The 16,791-nt window shown below is 65.9% G+C and carries 17 protein-coding genes; 13 read left to right on the top strand and 4 right to left on the bottom strand.

The features are described 5' to 3' along the window. Positions 1–92 precede the first annotated feature (92 nt). The 6 genes from ACFQXB_RS10935 (at position 93) to ACFQXB_RS10910 (ending at position 5,216) form a co-directional block, all read left to right on the top strand. Positions 93–563: a hypothetical protein gene (locus ACFQXB_RS10935; RefSeq protein WP_377403300.1), complete on the top strand. Its 471-nt coding sequence runs from the start codon at positions 93–95 to the stop codon at positions 561–563. Then, the gene (locus ACFQXB_RS10930) at positions 553–1,086 is read left to right on the top strand and encodes a DUF3305 domain-containing protein (protein ID WP_377403298.1); all 534 of its coding nucleotides are present in this window, start codon (positions 553–555) and stop codon (positions 1,084–1,086) included. The genes ACFQXB_RS10935 and ACFQXB_RS10930 overlap by 11 nt, the downstream gene beginning before the upstream one ends. Further along, positions 1,079–1,729: a DUF3306 domain-containing protein gene (locus ACFQXB_RS10925; RefSeq protein WP_377403296.1), complete on the top strand. Its 651-nt coding sequence runs from the start codon at positions 1,079–1,081 to the stop codon at positions 1,727–1,729. Before ACFQXB_RS10930 ends, ACFQXB_RS10925 begins: the two co-directional genes overlap by 8 nt. Positions 1,730–1,995: 266 nt before the next feature. Continuing rightward, positions 1,996–3,078, top strand: a complete 1,083-nt coding sequence (locus tag ACFQXB_RS10920; RefSeq protein ID WP_377403294.1) for a TRAP transporter substrate-binding protein — start codon at positions 1,996–1,998, stop codon at positions 3,076–3,078. Positions 3,079–3,189: 111 nt separating this feature from the next. After that, positions 3,190–3,783 carry a TRAP transporter small permease subunit gene (locus ACFQXB_RS10915; RefSeq protein WP_377403292.1) on the top strand — a complete coding sequence of 198 codons (594 nt, stop codon included), beginning with the start codon at positions 3,190–3,192 and terminating at the stop codon, positions 3,781–3,783. 74 nt (positions 3,784–3,857) lie between these two features. Then, complete coding sequence (locus ACFQXB_RS10910; RefSeq protein WP_377403290.1) at positions 3,858–5,216, top strand: TRAP transporter large permease; 1,359 nt, start codon at positions 3,858–3,860, stop codon at positions 5,214–5,216. On the opposite strand, the gene rarD is transcribed toward ACFQXB_RS10910, so the two are convergent. Beyond that, positions 5,206–6,183, bottom strand: coding sequence for an EamA family transporter RarD (gene rarD / locus ACFQXB_RS10905; RefSeq protein WP_377403288.1), 978 nt, complete (start codon positions 6,181–6,183; stop codon positions 5,206–5,208). The two genes, ACFQXB_RS10910 and rarD, sit on opposite strands and share 11 nt — an antisense overlap. Before the next feature lie 366 nt (positions 6,184–6,549). Here rarD and ACFQXB_RS10900 point away from each other — a divergent pair, with 366 nt between their 5' ends. After that, positions 6,550–7,644 (top strand): PA0069 family radical SAM protein, encoded by a 1,095-nt coding sequence (locus tag ACFQXB_RS10900; RefSeq protein WP_377403656.1) that lies wholly within the window; start codon positions 6,550–6,552, stop codon positions 7,642–7,644. Positions 7,645–7,726: 82 nt separating this feature from the next. Further along, positions 7,727–10,324, top strand: coding sequence for a bifunctional lysylphosphatidylglycerol flippase/synthetase MprF (mprF, locus tag ACFQXB_RS10895; RefSeq protein WP_377403286.1), 2,598 nt, complete (start codon positions 7,727–7,729; stop codon positions 10,322–10,324). A 3-nt stretch (positions 10,325–10,327) separates the two neighbouring features. On the opposite strand, the gene ACFQXB_RS10890 is transcribed toward mprF, so the two are convergent. After that, entirely contained in the window at positions 10,328–10,486 is a 159-nt protein-coding gene (locus ACFQXB_RS10890; RefSeq protein ID WP_377403284.1) for a hypothetical protein, read from the bottom strand. 56 nt (positions 10,487–10,542) lie between these two features. After that, positions 10,543–11,103 carry a type 1 glutamine amidotransferase domain-containing protein gene (locus ACFQXB_RS10885; protein ID WP_377403282.1) on the bottom strand — a complete coding sequence of 187 codons (561 nt, stop codon included), beginning with the start codon at positions 11,101–11,103 and terminating at the stop codon, positions 10,543–10,545. 142 nt (positions 11,104–11,245) lie between these two features. On the opposite strand from ACFQXB_RS10885, the gene ACFQXB_RS10880 reads away from it, so the two are divergent. The 4 genes from ACFQXB_RS10880 (at position 11,246) to ACFQXB_RS10865 (ending at position 15,128) form a co-directional block, all read left to right on the top strand. Beyond that, a complete protein-coding gene (locus ACFQXB_RS10880; RefSeq protein WP_377403280.1) occupies positions 11,246–12,235 on the top strand; it encodes an amidoligase family protein in 990 nt (329 codons plus the stop codon). Continuing rightward, positions 12,232–12,960, top strand: a complete 729-nt coding sequence (locus ACFQXB_RS10875; RefSeq protein WP_377403278.1) for a gamma-glutamyl-gamma-aminobutyrate hydrolase family protein — start codon at positions 12,232–12,234, stop codon at positions 12,958–12,960. Before ACFQXB_RS10880 ends, ACFQXB_RS10875 begins: the two co-directional genes overlap by 4 nt. 223 nt (positions 12,961–13,183) lie before the next feature. Continuing rightward, positions 13,184–13,735: a TRAP transporter small permease subunit gene (locus ACFQXB_RS10870; RefSeq protein ID WP_377403276.1), complete on the top strand. Its 552-nt coding sequence runs from the start codon at positions 13,184–13,186 to the stop codon at positions 13,733–13,735. Positions 13,736–13,739: 4 nt separating this feature from the next. Then, on the top strand, positions 13,740–15,128 hold the full coding sequence (locus ACFQXB_RS10865; protein WP_377403274.1) for a TRAP transporter large permease: 1,389 nt from the start codon (positions 13,740–13,742) through the stop codon (positions 15,126–15,128). A 69-nt stretch (positions 15,129–15,197) separates the two neighbouring features. Here the strand turns inward: ACFQXB_RS10865 and ACFQXB_RS10860 are convergent, their stop codons facing one another. Then, entirely contained in the window at positions 15,198–16,298 is a 1,101-nt protein-coding gene (locus ACFQXB_RS10860) for a TRAP transporter substrate-binding protein (RefSeq protein ID WP_377403272.1), read from the bottom strand. A gap of 245 nt (positions 16,299–16,543) precedes the next feature. Between ACFQXB_RS10860 and ACFQXB_RS10855 the strand changes: the two genes are divergently transcribed. After that, complete coding sequence (locus ACFQXB_RS10855) at positions 16,544–16,723, top strand: hypothetical protein (protein ID WP_377403270.1); 180 nt, start codon at positions 16,544–16,546, stop codon at positions 16,721–16,723. The last annotated feature ends 68 nt before the right edge of the window (positions 16,724–16,791 follow it).

Here is a 16,791-nt window from a genome sequence, read left to right as displayed (position 1 = left end):
CAGGTGGTCAGGATAGGGCTGCGGGGGCACAAGGAAAGCCGGGAACAGCATCGGTCCCCGCGGCGTTGACTGGCACCAACCGGAGTTCGCGCATGTCCCCTGTCTCTCGTTCCGCCCGACTGCGGCCAAGCCTGCTGTCCGCGGCCGTCGCTGTCCTTGCCGTGCTTGCGGGGCCGATTGCGGCTCAGGATGTCTCGCCTCTGGCGCCACCGCCCGAGAACGCCCCGGCCGCGCCGAGCGGCCCGCTGCCGTCGCCCGAGGCCGATCCCGAACCCGATCTGGCAGAGCCGCCCATTGAAGCGGAGGATCTGGACACCGTTGAGATAAACGAGAGTCAACCCCCCGAACCCAATGCCCAGGGCACGCGCGATCCGATGGCAAACCCGGGCAATGATGAAGAAGACACGCTCTATGGCCTCTTGTCGGCGGTGCGCCGCGCGCCCCCCGGGCTTGACGGGGTGCCGACCCCGCGGCCCAATGCCCTTGCGAGCGAACCCGCCAAGGAGATGGAGCCGCAGCAGCCCGAGGATCTCTATCTGTTCCCGGACGGCTATGTCGAGTGAGGGCGCCTTGCGCGAGCGGGTCACGCAGCGCCTCGGCCTGGCTGTCGAGGTCGAGCGGCGCCCCGCGAAAAGCCGGTGGCTGGCGCATCTGTGGCGCGTGTCGGCCCTGCGCCCGCCGCGCCCCGATCTTGCGCCCTGGACGCTTCTGCACGAGGAAGGCCCGCTTTCCCGGTTTCACGCGGGAACGGCAGAGATCCTGCTCCACTCCGCGGATACCCGGCTTTACAAGGACAATATCGAGGCCGAGCAGCCCTCGGTCTATGTCGTCCTGAGACGGGGAGGCAGTGCCCCCGGCTGGCGGCTCTTGCTGGTGACGGTCGATCCGAGCGAGGCCCACGCCCATGCCGATGTCGGCAATGATCTGGTCGAAGCCCTGGTGATGCCGCCGCCGATCCTGGCCGCCGTTACCGCCTTCGTGCGGCGCCATCATGTCGAGCGGCGCGAATGGAAGCGCCGGCGGGATCGGCCGGATCCCGAGGCCCTTGCCGCAAGGCGCGGGGCGCGCAGGGTGCCCCATGGCTGAGCCGCCGTTCCTGTCCCGCTGGTCGCAACGCAAGCGTGCCGAGACAGCGGAAACACCTGCCGTGCGTCCCGACGGGACGGACGAAAACGGCCCGGTTGAAGGAGAGGCAGAGCCAGACGGCACGTCCGTCCAGCCGCGGAGGGATGACGCAGATCCGCCACCCGAACTGCCGCCGCTGGAAAGCCTCGGCGCCGACAGCGACTATACGCAATTCCTTCGTCGCGGCGTGCCGAAAGCGCTGAAGCTCGCCGCCCTGCGTCGCGCCTGGAGCGCCAATCCGGCCATTGCCGCGCATCGGCCCATGGTGGAATATGCGTGGGATTTCAACGCGCCCGGTTACGGGCGCCTGCGGGCGGGCGATGATGCAGCGGCGATTGTCGCGCACCTGCTCCGTCGCCGCCCCGCTCGCGAAGCAGAGCCGCCGGCAGATCTGGCCTCGGCGCCTGTCCCCGAGCCGCATCCCGCATCTCCCGAGTCAGACGCCCCCGCCCAGGCGGTGACGTCCCCGGAAGCCGATTCTGCAGCCGATGCTACGGCAGCCGGACAGGACGCAGCGCCAGCCCCGGATGTGCCGGCCGGACGCCGCCCCGCGGGTCGGGCTGTTCCGATACTTCCCGCAGGGCCAGGCGACCGCAGCGTCTGACCGGCCCACAGGCCAAACATTTTGGCAAGGTAAAGCGACCGCGCCTCCCGCAGAACCTTGCAGCGGCATCCGGGACGCGGCGCGGAGAAGGCGTGGCGCCCCGTCTCGGTCAAGGCTGAATCCGCTGCATTTCCGGCACAAGACGATCATCCTTCATTGGCGACGCAAATATGTTGCGCTGCGGGTGCAAAATGCTTGCAATTGTTGTTGGCGCTCTGCATTGATGCTGGTAAGAAAAACTTACCAAACAAAACGGGAGGAATGACATGCACAGCAAGAAAGAGCTGCTGAACACAGCAGCCGCGCTTGGCGTTGTGGCCATGGTGACGGTGCCCGGTGCCGCCGCCGCACAGGATACCGTGCGCTGGCAGGTGCCGATGAGCTTCGCCTCGACCCTGACGGCGCTTGGCGACACGATGCCCTGGGTTGCGGACCAGCTTCGCGCGATCTCGGGCGGCAGCATCGATCTGCGTGTGGCCGAACCCGGCGCCGTCGTGCCGGCCTTGTCGATCTTCGACAACGTGTCCGAAGGCAGCATCGATGCCGGCTATTCGTGGATGGGCTACGAATGGGGTACGGTGCCTGCGGCGGCCCTGTTCGGCGCGACGCCGTTCGGACTTGAATCCGCGGAATTCCTGGCCTGGATGAACTTTCATGGCGGCCGCGAACTGCTGAACGAAACCTTCCATCCCTATAACGTGCACCCGATCCCCTGCGGCACGATCAGCCCGGAAACCGCCGGCTGGTTCCGCACCGAGGTGAATGGCGTCGAGGACTTCCAGGGCATGCGCTTCCGCGCCGCAGGCGTCGGCGGCGAGATCATGGCCGAGTTCGGCATGGCCGTGACGCTTCTGCCGGGCGGTGAACTGTATCAGGCGCTGGAGACCGGCGTTCTGGATGCGACCGAGTTTTCGCTTCCGACGGTGGACGAACAGCTGGGCTTCTTCCAGGTGGCGCCGTATCTTTATCTGCCGGGCTGGCACCAGCCCTCGACCAACCAGTTCCTTTACATCAACCTCGACAGCTGGGAGGGCCTGAGTGAGCAGACCCAGGCGATGATCGAGAACACCTGCATGGCCGGAAACGCCTATGCGATCGCCCGGGCCGAGGCGCTGCAAGGCGCCGCGATCAAGCGGTTCGAGGAGCAGGGCACCAATGTGCGCACCTATTCCGACGAACTGATCGCCGCCTTCTATGACGCGACCAAAACCGTCATGGAGCGCCGCTCGCAGCAGGACGAGATGTTCGGCAAGGTTTATGCGTCGATGATGGCCTTCCAGGAAGAACTGCGCCCGTGGAAGGAAATGGGCTATCTGCCCCGCGACTGGCAGAGCCGCATCGAGGAATGACAGACGGCGCCGCCCGAACGGCGCCCGCGGCCCGCGAAACATTTGCGGGCCGCCTTCTGATGTCCGGCATCCCCGCGGATGCCCGCATGACCGCGAGGAGGCGGTTTCAGGATGACAAGCGAGATCAAGCTTGACCTTGACCAGGTTGAACAGGCCTCGGCGCGCAGCGAAGGGCTGGACTTTCCGCGCACCTGGCTGTCGGACCGGATCGAAGCCGTGCTGCTGGCCATCGCATCACTGGTCAACTGGATCTGGCTGGTGCTGGTTCTGGTGATCGTCTGCAACGTGGCGATGCGCTACGCCCTCTCGACCAACTACATCTGGATCGAGGAAATGCAGTGGCACATGTATTCGGTCGGTTTCATGATCGCCATCGGCTATGCGATCCTGCATGACAGCCATGTGCGGGTTGACGTGCTGGCGGGCACCTTCAGCGCCCGGACTCGCGCGGTGATCGAGTTTCTCGGGCTGCTGCTGCTGGTATTCCCGCTGATCTATCTGATCATTTCCTATGCCATACCCTTTGTCGAACGCGCCTGGGTGCGCAACGAGGCCTCGGCGGCCCCGGGCGGATTGACCAACCGCTGGGCGATCAAGTCGGTGATCATCATCGCCTTCACCTATATCGGCCTGGCGGCCTTCGCCCGCTTCCTGCGGGTGACGGCCTTTCTCTTTGGTCTGCCGCGCCCGTCCGGGCCGCGCTGACCCAAACGGCCAGAAGGCCGGACCACCAACATCGGCAGCCGTGGCCAGAGGCGCGGCGCAGGGAGACCGTCGAGATGCTCGAAACCAACGAAATCCTCGTTGTTGCAATGCTTGTGTCGTTCATTGCACTGATCTTCACCGGCTTTCCGGTGGCATGGGCGCTGGCAGGCGTCTCGATCCTGTTCAGTTTCATTGCCATCCTCGGCAGCGACTGGTTCGGCTGGGATACCTTCTTCCTGACCGACATGCGGATCTTCGGCATCTTCGTGCAGCGGATCTACGGGCAGATGTCGAACTGGATTCTCGTGGCGCTGCCGATGTTCATCTTCATGGGGCTGATGCTGGAACGGTCCGGCGTGACCGAGAAACTCATGTCGAACTTCGTGCAGCTGTTCGGGCGGTTCCGGGGCGGGCTCGCGCTGGGGGTGGTGCTGATCGGGATCCTGCTGGCTGCCTCGACCGGGATCGTCGGCGCCTCGGTCGTGCTGTTGGCGATGCTGTCGATGCCGATCATGCTGCAACAGGGCTACAACAAGGGCTTTGCCTCGGGGGTGATCTGTTCGGCGGGCACGCTGGGCATCCTGATCCCGCCCTCGATCATGCTGATCATCATGGCGGACCAGATGTCGGTTTCCGTGGGCAACCTGTTCATGGGCGCGCTGATTCCGGGGCTGATGCTGGGCGTGCTCTACATCGTCTATATCCTTGCGGCCGCGGCGTTGTCCCGCAATCTGGCGCCGGCGCCTACAGGGCTGCCGCCCGTCACGGCGCGGCTGGTTCTGGACACGCTGCTGGCGGTGGTGCCGCCGCTTCTGCTGATCTTCGCGGTCCTTGGATCGATCTTCTTCGGCTTTGCCACCCCGACCGAGGCTTCGGGCGTGGGTGCCTTTGGCGCAACCTTGCTTGCGGCGGCGAATGGACGGCTGAGTTGGGCGGTGCTGCGGGAAGTGGGTATCAAGACCTCGCTGACCACCGCCTTCATCTTCGGCATCTTCCTTGGCGCGACCTTGTTTGCCGTGGTGATGCGGCAGCTGGGGGGTGACGAATTCATCAGCAGCGCCCTGCAAAGCCTGCCCTTCAGTCCGAACGGCATCGTGCTGGCAATCCTGTTCATCGCCTTCCTCGCCGGCTTCTTCCTCGACTGGCTCGAGATTTCGCTGATCATGCTGCCGCTGGTCGCGCCGGTGGTCTCGGCCCTTGGCTTTGACCAGATCTGGTTCATCGTGCTGTTCGCGGTAACGCTGCAGACCTCGTTCCTCACGCCGCCGGTGGGATTTTCGTTGTTCTACCTGAAGGGCGTCGCGCCGCGTGAAGTGACGATCATCGATATCTACAAGGGGGTCATTCCCTTCGTGTTGCTGCAGGTTCTGGCGGTTCTTCTGGTGTTCCTGATCCCCGATCTGGTGCTGTGGCTTCCTTCGGTCATGCTGTAGGGCCTGCGCTGCCCCCGGTCATCTGGGGGCCGGTAGCGTCCGTTCCGGCGGTGCGAGGCGCAGCGCGGCTGCGCTGCACGTCGGACCGCGCGCGGACCTGCCGCAGAAGGGCGATGCTGTAGATGACCAGCGCCGCCCAGATCATCGGGAAGGCGATCATGCGCGCCTGACCGAAGGGCTCGTTGAAGATGAGGACCGCGACAAGAAAGATGAGCGTCGGCGTCACATATTGCAGGATGCCGATGGTCGACAGCCGCAAGAGCTTGGCGCCGTGTGCATAGATCAGCAGTGGCCCGGCCGTCACCGCGCCACAACCGAACAGAAGCCAGCTGTCGAGGGCCTCACCCTCCAGGAAGTGCCCGCGCCCCGTGGCCGTCAGCCAGCCAAGATAGGCAAGCGCCGGAAGAAGGAGCAGCAGCACCTCGAGCAGAAAGCCCTGGTTCGGCTCCACCGGCAAGGACTTCTTCAAGTAGGCATAGGCGCCCCAGCTCAGCGTGAGGCCCAGGGCGACCATCGGCACGCGCCCCGCCTCGACGGTCAGCACGATCACCGCCGCGGCCGCAAGCACCAGCGCGACGATCTGCGCCGGGCTCAGCCGTTCGCCCAGCACGATCGCGCCCAGCAGAACGCTGAACAACGGGTTGATGTAATAGCCAAGCGCGGCATCCAGGGCGTGCCCCGCGCCGATGGCCCAGACATAGATCCCCCAGTTGACCGAGATCAGCGCCGCCGTGATCGCGGCCATGCCAAGGGTTCGCGGGCTGCGCAGCGCACGGCGCAGATCCCCGGTTCGCCCGCTTGCCCAAAGCACGATCGCCGCAATGGGAACCGACCAGATTACCCGGTGCGCGATCACTTCAGAGGCCGGAATATGCGCAAGCGCCTTCATGTAAAGCGGCATCACGCCCCAGATGAGATAGGCCGTCAGGGCCAGGCCCAGACCCTTGAGGCTGTCCTCGTTCTGCATCACCAGCATTCCTTGTCGCGCGATTGCTGACCGCTAGCCCATCGCGCGGGGCTGCGCCATTCTTAACTTGTGGCCCTGCTCATGCCGGAACGTGATGATCGGTCTGGCTGCCGGGACTGATCGGCCGGGCGTTCCGGAGCAGCGTGACAGTGCCTGCGGCTCCATCCGGGGCCAGAACGACGTTTCGCTGTCCCTGCAACGGGCGGTCGGGCGCGTGCTGTCTGTTCCGGCCGGATCCAGGGCAGGACGTGGTGCAGGCGGGCGCGCACGCGGACTCGGGGGTCATCGCGGCACGCTTGCCAGCCGGGCGCTGGCGCAGTCCGATAAGACTTGCGGTATGTTCGCGTAATGTTCTATTTGTTGGACATGGACCATCCTGATCTTGACACACATCGTCTTCCGGCTCGGCAACCCACTCCCGGGCGGGCGGCGAGGGGAAACCCCGTGAACCGGTTCGAACGATTTGATCGCAGTCTGGTCGATGACGGGTGGGAAGCAGAGCCGCTGCCGCCCCTGCGTACCGAGGTCAGCGACGAAAACCCGCGTCAGATCATCACGCGCAATACCTCCCCCGATATAGGGTTCGCGCAGTCGATCAATCCGTATCGGGGCTGCGAACACGGCTGCATCTACTGCTTTGCCCGGCCCAGCCACGCCTATCTCGGCCTCTCGCCCGGGTTGGATTTCGAAAGCCGGCTGATCGCCCGCCCCGAAGCGCCCCGGCGCCTTGCGCAAGAGCTTTCGGCAAGGGGTTACCTGCCACGGGTCATTGCCATCGGCACCAACACCGACCCCTATCAGCCGATCGAGAAGGAGCGCGAGATCATGCGTGGCGTGCTGCGGGTGCTGAGCGATTTCAATCATCCGGTCGCGATCGTTACCAAGGGCAGCCTGATCGAGCGGGATCGGGACATCCTGTCGGACATGGCGGCGCGGGGGCTGGTGCGGGTGGGCATTTCGGTGACGACCTTCGATCCTGCGACTGCCCGCGCGATGGAGCCGCGCGTTCCCGCCCCGGAGCGCCGGTTGCGGACCATTTCGGCGCTGACCGAGGCGGGGATCCCGGTGCGGGTCATGGTTGCGCCGGTGGTGCCGGCCCTGACCGATCACGAACTCGAGGCGATCTTGGCGGCTGCGGCACGGGCTGGCGCCGTTGGCGCAAGCTGCATTCCCCTGCGCCTGCCGCGCGAAGTGGCGCCGCTGTTCCGCGACTGGCTGGCGGCGGCCTTTCCGGGGCGGGCGGCACGGGTGATGGGGCGCGTCCGTGAACTGCATGGCGGGCGCGACTATGATCCTGCCTTCGGCACGCGGATGACGGGGCAGGGGCAATGGGCGGCGCTTCTGCGGCAACGGTTCACGATCACGGCGCGGAGGCTTGGCCTCGACCGTGCGCTGCCGCCGCTTGCCACAACGCTTTTCAGAGTGCCGCCCAGGCCGGGGGACCAGTTGTCGTTGTTCTGACGCGCCGGTGCGCAAGCCTGTTGCGACGGCAGTGCCCTTGGGCCTATAGGTCGCGCGGGGTCAGCAAAGGACGGGAGCGCCTGTGGAACCGCCGCATATCAGCCGCTGGACCCGGGTCAGGGCGTTGTTGCCCTTCCTTGTGGCGGGGGGCCTGTTCCTGCTGGGCGTCACGGCACTTTACCATCTGCTTGCGCCCGTCGATCTGGCGGATGTGCAGGCGCAGATCCGCGCGACCCGCTGGAGCACGCTGGCCATCGCGGTCGGTGCGACGCTCTGCGGTTATCTCGCGCTTGCAGGCTATGACTGGTCGGCGCTGCGTTACATCGGGCGGCCGCTGCCGCTGCCGGTGGTTCTGACCGGCGGATTGATGGCCTATGCCTTCGGGAACACGATGGGGCTCTCGGCCCTGTCGGGTGGTGCGGTGCGCTGGCGCATCTATTCGGGGCTGGGGCTTGATGCCTATCAGGTTGCCAAGGTTTCCACCTTTGCCGCCGTTTCCTTCGGCCTTGCGGCAACGGTGGTGGGCCTTGCCGCGCTGGCCGCGCACCCCGATGCGCTGGCGGCGGTGCTGCCCTTCAGCACGGGGATCGTGCGCGCCGGGGCCCTGCTGGGTATCCTGATCATGACGCTGCCCCTGATCTTTGCCGCCTGGCGCAGATCGGTTTTGCGCCTTGGCAGGCTCTCGGTGCGGGCGCCTTCACCGCCGGTGCTTGCGGCGCAGGTCCTGTTCAGCCTTGCCGACATCACCTTTTCCGCGCTGACGCTTTACCTGCTGTTGCCGCCTACCGGGGTCGGCTTCTTCACCTTTCTTGCCATCTTTGCCGCCGCGACGATGGCGGGCATCATCAGCCATGTCCCGGGCGGGATCGGCGTGTTCGAGACCGTGGTCATCGCCGCGCTTCCCGCCGGCACGCCGGTCGAGTCGGTTGCGGCGGCGCTGCTGCTTTACCGCATCATCTATTTCATCCTGCCCTTCACCCTCGCCCTTCTGGTGCTTGCCCTCTACGAGGCGATGAAGCTCGGCGGACATCTGTCGCGGCTGCGGCCCGGAGGTCTTGTCGCTGCCGCCGAGCCTGCGCTCAGGGCGGTTGAACCGCTCGCACCGCTGGTGCTTGCGGTAATGATCGTGGGATCGGGGCTCTGGATGACGTTTTCGGCCTTGATCCCGCGCCATTCGGGTGCGGCCGATGCGCTGGAAGAACTGTTTCCTCTGGCCTTCCTTGAGGGCAGCGCGCTGCTTACCAGCGCGCTTGGAGCGGCGCTTGTCGTGCTGGCACTTGGCGTTGCCCGCCGGAGCGAAGGCGCCTTTCTGCTGGCGCTTGCCGCAATCGGCGTGGGGATCGGCGTGGCGCTGGTTCAGGGGCCGGACCTGTCACGGGCCATTGCCCTGGCAGGGGCGGCGCTGTTGCTGCTGCCTTTTCGGCGCAGCTTCAACCGTCGCACGCGTCTGACCCATGCCGCCATGACACCGCCCTGGATGGCGCTTGTGGCCGGGGCAGTTGCTGCCTTTGGCTTCGTGCTGTTCTTTGCCCATCGCAGCACGCCCTACGCGCATGAACTCTGGTGGCAGTTCGCGGTCGATGCCGATGCGCCGCGGGCGTTGCGCGCGGGACTGGTGGCAAGCCTTGCCGTGGGTGTCTGGACGTTATGGCTGCTTTTGCGGGCGCCGCGGTTGCGGCCAGCCCCGCCCACCGCCGAGGATCTTGCGCGGGCGGCGGCGCTTGTTGCTGCCTCCGAGGATCCCGACCTCGGCTTCGCCCTGACCGGGGACAAGACGCTGATCTTTTCGGACGAGGGCGACGCGATGCTGATGTTCGGGGTGCAGGGGCGGTCGTGGATTGCGCTTGGCGCCCCAAGCGGCCCGCCCGAGGCGCGGGCAGATCTTGCCTTCACCTTTGTCGATTCCGCGCGCCGGGCGGGCGCCCGCCCGGTGTTCTACGAGGTGGGCGAGCAAGACCTGCCGCTGATGCTGGAGCTGGGCCTTGGCCTGTTCAAGCTGGGCGAGGAGGCGGTGGTGGACCTGACGACGTTCACGCTCGACGGCCCCGCGCGCAAGAAGCTGCGCGCGGCCCATGCCCGTGCGCTGCGCGACGGGCTGACGCTCGAGATCCTCGCACCGCCCCATTCGGCGGATCTGATTGCGGCGCTGCGCGAGGTTTCCGATCAGTGGCTGTCCGGCAAGAAGGTGCGTGAAAAGGGTTTCTCCGTCGGCCGCTTCGATCCTGACTGGCTGGGCCGCTGGCCAGTCGCCGTCGTGCGGCACGAGGGGCGGATTGTCGCCTTTGCCAACCTCATGGTGACGGGCAGTGGGCAGAATGCCTCGCTGGATCTGATGCGCCATTCGGGTGCCGCGCCGGCGGGGGTGATGGAATTCCTGTTCACGGAACTGATGTTGCAACTGGCGGCGCGGGGCGTGCGGCGCTTTTCGCTGGGCATGGCGCCCCTCGCCGGGCTGGAACCCCGCAAGAGCCGCCGCCTCTGGGATCGCTTCGGTGCGGCACTGTTCCGGCACGGCGGAGATTTCTACAACTTTACCGGCCTGCGCGCGTTCAAGGCCAAATTCGGCCCGCAATGGCGGCCCCGCTACCTTGCCGCCCCGGGCGCCACGACGCCGCTGCTGCCGCTCGCGGATGCGGCGCTGCTGGTGGCAGGGGGTGCGCGGGGGGTGATTGCCCGCTAGCGATCAGGCGCCGCCGATCGGCGCGATGACCTTGCCGCTGCCATCGCACTCCGGACAGGTCTTGCCGTCCACATGGCCTCGGCCCGCACAGCGGCGGCACAGGTCCTCGCCCGCGCCGGGGGTGCCGGGGGGGACTTCTTCAGGATTGTCGCTGGTCGTCATGGGAGTACCTTCGTTTCCAAAGAAGGGTGCCGGGGCGCGTGGCCCCGGCGCCCGGATCAGGCGGCCCGCCGTTCGTGGCGGCCCTCACGGATTTCTTCGGCGAGTTTCGCGCAGAAGGCGTCAAGATCCCCCGGATTGCGGCTGGTTACCAGGCCCTGGTCGGTGACGACGGCGCTGTCTTCCCATTTGCCTCCGGCGTTGATGACATCGGTCTTGATCGAGTGGTAGGAGGTCACGCGGCGCCCCGCGACCACGCCGGTCTCGATCAGAAGCCAGGGCGCATGGCAGATCGCGCCGATCACCTTCTTGTCGGCCCAGAAGGCCTTGATGAAGGCCAGGGCCTGGGCATCTGCCCGCAGCACGTCCGGGTTGATCTGCCCGCCCGGAAGCACCAGCGCGTCATATTCCTCGGCCCGTGCCTGGGACAGTTCGCGATCCACCGGTGCCGCGCGGCCCCAGTCGTCCTTGTCCCAGCTCTTGATCTCGCCGCCCTTGGGCGCGATGATCTCGACCGTGGCGCCAGCGGCGCGCAGCTGGTCGCGCGGGACCTCGAGTTCGGACTGTTCGTAGCCATCGGTCGCAAGAATGGCGATGCGTTTTCCGGTGATGTCGTGCATCTTGTCCTCCATTGGTTGGGATGCGGGGACCAACAGCGCGCAAGCTCCGGGGTTCCGCTGGGCTGGCGGCGGCGTCATCACAAAGTCTGGCGCGGCGGCCTGACCGCAGCGGAACCGTCCCGTCTGTGATGCGTTCGAGTGCATGTCCTGCCTGAGCCGCGCGATCGCCCGCAATCCCGTTCTGACCCTCCCTCGCGCCACCGATTCCGAGGGCGGGATCCGTCGGATCGGCATCGAGCTCGAACTGGGGGGGCTCTCTGCCGCCGCCGCCGCCGCCGTGGCTCAACAGACCCTGGGCGGCGAAATCGACATGGTTTCACGGCAGGAATACCGCCTTGAGGGATCGGCGATCGGCACGGTCAAGATCTATCTCGACACCGCCTTCCGCGATCATGCCGACAGCCGCGCCGGACAGCTTGGCCTTGATCTTGCGCGTCGGGTCGTGCCGGTGGAACTGGTTACCGAACCGTTGACCCCGCAACAGCTTGCGCGCTGCGAGGATCTGCGCGAAGCCCTGCGGGACGCGGGGGCGATCGGCAGCCGGAACGGGCCGTTTCTGGGCTTCGCGCTCCATCTGAATCCGGCCCTTTCCGGGCGGACCGCCGCCGATATCGTGCCGGTGGCCTGCGCCTTCGCACTTCTGGAGGATTGGCTTCGCGGCGCCGATCCGCTGGACGTGACACGCCGCCTGCTGCCGTTCGCCCATCCCTATCCGCGCCGCTTTGTCGATGTGCTGGCAGCGACATTCGGCATCGAGGAGCTGGAGCCCTTCTGGGCCCTCTATCTTCAGCACAATGCCACCCGCAACCGCGGCCTTGACCTTCTGCCGATCCTGACCGCGCTTGATCCGGAGCGGCTGACCCCGTTGCGCGATCAGCTGGGCAAGATCACCCCGCGCCCTGCCTTCCACTACCGTGTGCCCGACAGCCGCGTCGATGAGCGGGGGTGGTCGATCGGCTATGAACTGGGCCGCTGGGCGGTGGTCGAGCGTCTGGCCGGGATGCAGCCGGAACTGGCGGCGCTCTGTCTCGACTGGCGCGATCATCGCGCCGCGCTGACCACCACGCCCCGGAACTGGCGGATGCATACCGAGGCCTTTCTGCGCCACCACGTGATGCCAGGGCTGGCATGACACGGCCCCTGATCGCCGTCACCACCTCGCAGCGCTCGGGCTGGCGGATCTTCCCGCTTGTCGCGCTGAACATCTGGCTTGCGGGTGGGCAGGCACAGCGTTGGGATGCGGGGCGGCCGTCGGATCTGGACGGGGTCGAGGGGCTGATTGTCGGTGGGGGCGATGACATCTCGCCCGAGCTTTACGGCATGAGCCTTGTCGCCTCGGCGCGGCTGGACCCCGCGCGTGATGACCTTGAACGCCGGCTGGTCAGTGGCGCGCTGGACCGCAACATGCCAGTGCTTGGCATCTGCCGCGGGGCGCAGATGCTGAACGTGGCCCTGGGCGGGACGCTGGATCAGGATGCCTATGCCTCGCATCAGGACAGCCGCCGCTATCGGACGATCCTGCCACGCAAGCGCGTCATGCTGCGGCCTGGCACGCGGCTTCACGCCATCGCCGGCGCGGCGCCCATGCGGGTCAACGCGCTGCACAGTCAGGCGGTGGCGCGGCTGGGACACGCGCTTCAGGTCGCCGCGCGGGACGAAGGGGGCATGATTCAGGCCATCGAACGCACAAGCGACCCCTTTGCCCTTGGTGTGCAATGGCACCCTGAGCATCTGTTCTATGCGCGGCGCCAGCGGGCGCTGTTCCGGGCGCTGGTCTGCGCGGCCGACGCCTACCGCTGCGGGAGCCATCAGGGCGGTGCCGTGGACCGCAGCGCCGATGGCGCCGCACCTGCCTGAGCGGAACCGCCCCGGCAGGCTCGCCCTGCCGGGGCTTCCCGGGGGCGATGGCGGGCCAAGGCATCAGCCACAGCCCGGCCGCATGCCGCCTGATCGGTCCTGAAACAGATGGCGCAGGCCAGAGGGCCTCGTGCGCGTGCAAAAACTGTTGACCCCGCGGGCCTAAAACCCCAAAGCAGACGGATCATGCGGCAAAGTCCGCACCGACCTGTGGGAGGTAGTCTTGGTCCTTTTGGCGGCGCTGATGCGCATGATCAACGGGCTGAACCGGCTGATCGGGAGCAGCTTTGCCTGGCTCGCGGTTGGGATCGTTGCAGTCTGTTTCTGGGTGGTGGTCGAGCGCTATGCCTTCGCGCATACGCGGCTCTGGATGCAGGATCTCTATGTCTGGATGAACGGGGCCATGTTCACCGCTGTCGCGGCCTTTGCCCTTTACCGCAACGATCATGTGCGGGTGGACATCTTTTTCCGCCCCGCAAGCCTGCGCACCAAGGCGCTGCTGGACCTGATCGGCGTTCTGTTCTTCCTGCTGCCCTTCATGTATGTCGTCTGGGTCTATTCCTATCCCAATGTGGTTCGGTCCTGGGCGCGCCACGAGGCTTCGGCCAATGTCGGCGGCATGCCCGGGCTGTTCATCCTGCGCAGCTTCATTCTGGGCTTTGCCGCGCTCATCGCGCTGCAGGGCCTGTCGATGCTGATCCGGTCGATTCTCATCCTCGCGCGGCGGGAGGACCTGGTTCCGGCCGATTTCCGCTACAAATACGATACGGAGTGACCGGATGGATCCCGTTCTGATTGGCGAGATCCTCGCCGGGCTGATGTTCTTTGGCGTCATCGGCATGCTGATGCTGGGTTTCCCGGTGGCCTTCACCCTTGGTGGCACCTCGCTGGTGTTTGCGCTGATCGGCATGCAGTTCGGGGTCTTCGACCCGTCGAACTTCGGTGCGCTGGCAGGCCGCTTCATCGGCTACATGACCAATGAAGTGCTGGTGGCGGTGCCGCTGTTCATCTTCATGGGCGTGATGCTGGAACGATCACGCATCGCCGAACAGCTTCTGATGTCGATGGGCAAGCTTTTCGGCAACATGCGCGGTGGGCTTGGCATTTCGGTGATCGTCGTGGGGGCGCTTCTCGCGGCCTCGACCGGGGTGGTGGGCGCGACTGTGGTGACCATGGGGCTGATCTCGCTTCCGGCGATGCTGCGGGCGGGCTACAAGCCCACGCTTGCCACCGGCGTGATCTGCGCCAGCGGGACGCTGGGCCAGATCATCCCGCCTTCCACCGTGCTGATCTTCATGGGCGACATGATCGCCGGCATTCATGCCCAGGTGCAGATGGCGCAGGGCAATTTCGCGCCCAAGCCCGTTTCGGTCGGCAACCTCTTCGCGGGCGCCTTTCTTCCCGGATTGCTTCTGGTCGCGCTTTACCTTGGCTATGTGCTGTTCAAGGCCTGGACGGATCCCGAAAGCTGCCCGGCAACGCCGGTCCCGCCCGAGGAACGCGCCGGCCTCTGGCGCGAGCTTCTGACCGCCTTCCTGCCGCCGCTCGCGCTGATCGTTGCGGTGCTCGGCTCGATCCTCGGCGGGATCGCCACACCGACCGAGGCGGCCTCGGTCGGCGCGGTCGGGGCCACGATTCTGGCTGGACTGCGCTGGCGTCTGTCCTGGTCGGTGCTGCGTGAAACCGTGGTTTCGACCGCCACGATCACCTCGATGATCTTCGTGATCCTGTTCGGCGCCTCGATCTTTGCCATCGTGTTCCGTCAGATGGGCGGCGACAATCTTGTGCACGAGTTCCTCTCGGATCTGCCCGGCGGCGCCGTGGGCGCGATGATCGTCGTGATGCTGATCATGTTCGTGCTGGGCTTCATCCTCGATACGTTCGAGATCATCTTCATCGTCATTCCGATCACTGCACCGATCCTGCTGACGTTGGGCCTTGATCCGATCTGGCTGGGGGTGATGGTGGGCGTGAACCTGCAGACCTCGTTCCTCACGCCGCCCTTCGGCTTTGCGTTGTTCTATCTGCGGGGGGTGGCGCCGAACTCGGTCTCGACTGCGGCGATCTATCGCGGGGCGCTACCCTTCGTGCTTCTGCAGATCCTGGCGATCGCGCTGCTGTTCATCTTCCCGGGCATCGTGACCTGGCTGCCGTCGGTCCTGTACTGAGCCGATGTGACAGAAAACGAAAAAGGCCCGGAGGAAACTCCGGGCCTTGTTGTTTCGTGGCGGCGCCAATCAGAACCGGATGTATTTCTCGCGTGCCTGAAGGAAGCGCAGGTCGGTGCCTTCGGTCCGGGTGCGCATCAGGTTCAGTGCCGAAACAAAGCTTTCCGCGGTCTTCTTGGTCAGCTCGTCGCTGCTGTCGCGGATACCGGTCAGGATTTCCATCGAGGCTTCGGCCGCCGCTTCCAGGATGCTGTCGGGGAACTGGTCGTGGGTGATCACGCCATGATCGTTCACCAGCGTCGCAAGGGCGCGCGGGTCGTTGGCATAGAAGTCCGACGCGACCTGGTCATATTCGGCCTGACAGACGTCGCGGATGATGTCCTGCAGGTTCTGCGGCAGCGCCTGATACTTGGCCTTGTCCACCACAAGCTCGGTCGCAAGCCCCGGCTCGATGAAGCTGGAAGTATAGTAATGCTTGCAGACCTGATGGAAGCCAAGCGCGAGGTCATTGTAGGGGCCGACGAATTCGGCGGCATCAAGCGCGCCGGATTGCAGCGCGGCAAAGATCTCGCCGCCGGCGAGGTTGGTCACGCTCGCACCCATGCGCTGCCAGACCTGGCCACCAAGACCCGGGGTGCGGAAGCGCATGCCCTGGATGTCCTCGATGCCGGTCAGCTCGTTCTTGAACCAGCCGCCCGCCTGGGTGCCGGTATCGCCCGACAGGAAGCCCTGCAGGCCGAACTGGTCATAGATCTCGTCCCAGATTTCCTGACCGCCGAGATAGCGGACCCAGGCCGTCAGCTCGCGCGAGGTCATGCCGAAGGGCACGCCGGTAAAGAACGACAGGCCGACGGATTTGTTCTGCCAGTAATAGGCGGCGCCGTGGCTCATTTCCGCGGACTGGTCGATCACCGCGTCAAGCGCCTGCAGCGGCGGAACCATCTCGCCGGCCGAGAAGACCTGCACCGTCAGCTGGCCATCGGTGGCCGCTGTAATGCGGTCGCCCAGACGCTGCGCGCCCACCCCGAGGCCGGGAAAGTTCTTCGGCCAGGTTGTGACCATGCGCCAGGTGATGCGGCCCTGTGCGATAGCGGGTGCGGCCAGTGTGCTTGCCGCGGCGGCGGCTGTGCCGCCAAGTGCAGACGTTCTCAGAAATGAACGACGATCCATCGGATATCCTCCCAGATTCGGCCCGCCCTCCCAGGGCGGCTGAATATTCCTAGCCCAGCATGCAGCGCTTCGCCAGTATCATGCGCGCGCGCGGCCGGAAGTTGGGCCTCGCTGGTGCGCTGCCGCGACAGCCCGATGCCGCCCGCCATGCTGCGTTGCAGAATCCGCATGACGGCTTTCCGGCATTGGCCGGTGCAAAGGGCGTCGAAACGGTCCATATCCCTGCCGTAACAAGGAGAAAGACCATGCGGATCGCCAAGATCGATCAGGCCCGCGCCACGCTTGTCGCCGAACAGCTGGGCCTTGACTATTACGCGCCCGCCGTTGCCGCAGCCCGTTCTGCCGCACCTGCGAAAGGTGCCGCCGTGCCATCCCCCGTGCTGGCCGCGCTGGAAGAGATGTACGCCTATTACGCTGCCGCCTGAGGCGCATCATTCTGCGGCGACGGAACTTTCCTAAAGCCCGGCCATTCTAGCTGATGACAGCGCGCAGG

This window comes from Halodurantibacterium daqingense, assembly GCF_042666235.1.
Classification (GTDB): domain Bacteria; phylum Pseudomonadota; class Alphaproteobacteria; order Rhodobacterales; family Rhodobacteraceae; genus Halodurantibacterium; species Halodurantibacterium daqingensis.
Note: the sequence above shows the minus strand (reverse complement) of the source record. Positions and strands in the feature narration are given on the sequence as shown.

Excerpts from the sequence above, each read along its gene's own strand:
- ACFQXB_RS10860 (WP_377403272.1), bottom strand. The coding sequence starts at position 16,298 with ATGGATCGTCGTTCATTTCTGAGAACGTCTGCACTTGGCGGCACAGCC.
- ACFQXB_RS10915 (WP_377403292.1), top strand. The coding sequence starts at position 3,190 with ATGACAAGCGAGATCAAGCTTGACCTTGACCAGGTTGAACAGGCCTCG.
- ACFQXB_RS10875 (WP_377403278.1), top strand. The coding sequence starts at position 12,232 with ATGACACGGCCCCTGATCGCCGTCACCACCTCGCAGCGCTCGGGCTGG.
- ACFQXB_RS10935 (WP_377403300.1), top strand. The coding sequence starts at position 93 with ATGTCCCCTGTCTCTCGTTCCGCCCGACTGCGGCCAAGCCTGCTGTCC.
- rarD (WP_377403288.1), bottom strand. The coding sequence starts at position 6,183 with ATGCAGAACGAGGACAGCCTCAAGGGTCTGGGCCTGGCCCTGACGGCC.
- ACFQXB_RS10885 (WP_377403282.1), bottom strand. The coding sequence starts at position 11,103 with ATGCACGACATCACCGGAAAACGCATCGCCATTCTTGCGACCGATGGC.
- ACFQXB_RS10900 (WP_377403656.1), top strand. The coding sequence starts at position 6,550 with ATGGACCATCCTGATCTTGACACACATCGTCTTCCGGCTCGGCAACCC.
- ACFQXB_RS10880 (WP_377403280.1), top strand. The coding sequence starts at position 11,246 with ATGTCCTGCCTGAGCCGCGCGATCGCCCGCAATCCCGTTCTGACCCTC.
- ACFQXB_RS10855 (WP_377403270.1), top strand. The coding sequence starts at position 16,544 with ATGCGGATCGCCAAGATCGATCAGGCCCGCGCCACGCTTGTCGCCGAA.
- ACFQXB_RS10925 (WP_377403296.1), top strand. The coding sequence starts at position 1,079 with ATGGCTGAGCCGCCGTTCCTGTCCCGCTGGTCGCAACGCAAGCGTGCC.
- ACFQXB_RS10890 (WP_377403284.1), bottom strand. The coding sequence starts at position 10,486 with ATGACGACCAGCGACAATCCTGAAGAAGTCCCCCCCGGCACCCCCGGC.
- ACFQXB_RS10910 (WP_377403290.1), top strand. The coding sequence starts at position 3,858 with ATGCTCGAAACCAACGAAATCCTCGTTGTTGCAATGCTTGTGTCGTTC.
- ACFQXB_RS10865 (WP_377403274.1), top strand. The coding sequence starts at position 13,740 with ATGGATCCCGTTCTGATTGGCGAGATCCTCGCCGGGCTGATGTTCTTT.
- ACFQXB_RS10930 (WP_377403298.1), top strand. The coding sequence starts at position 553 with ATGTCGAGTGAGGGCGCCTTGCGCGAGCGGGTCACGCAGCGCCTCGGC.
- ACFQXB_RS10920 (WP_377403294.1), top strand. The coding sequence starts at position 1,996 with ATGCACAGCAAGAAAGAGCTGCTGAACACAGCAGCCGCGCTTGGCGTT.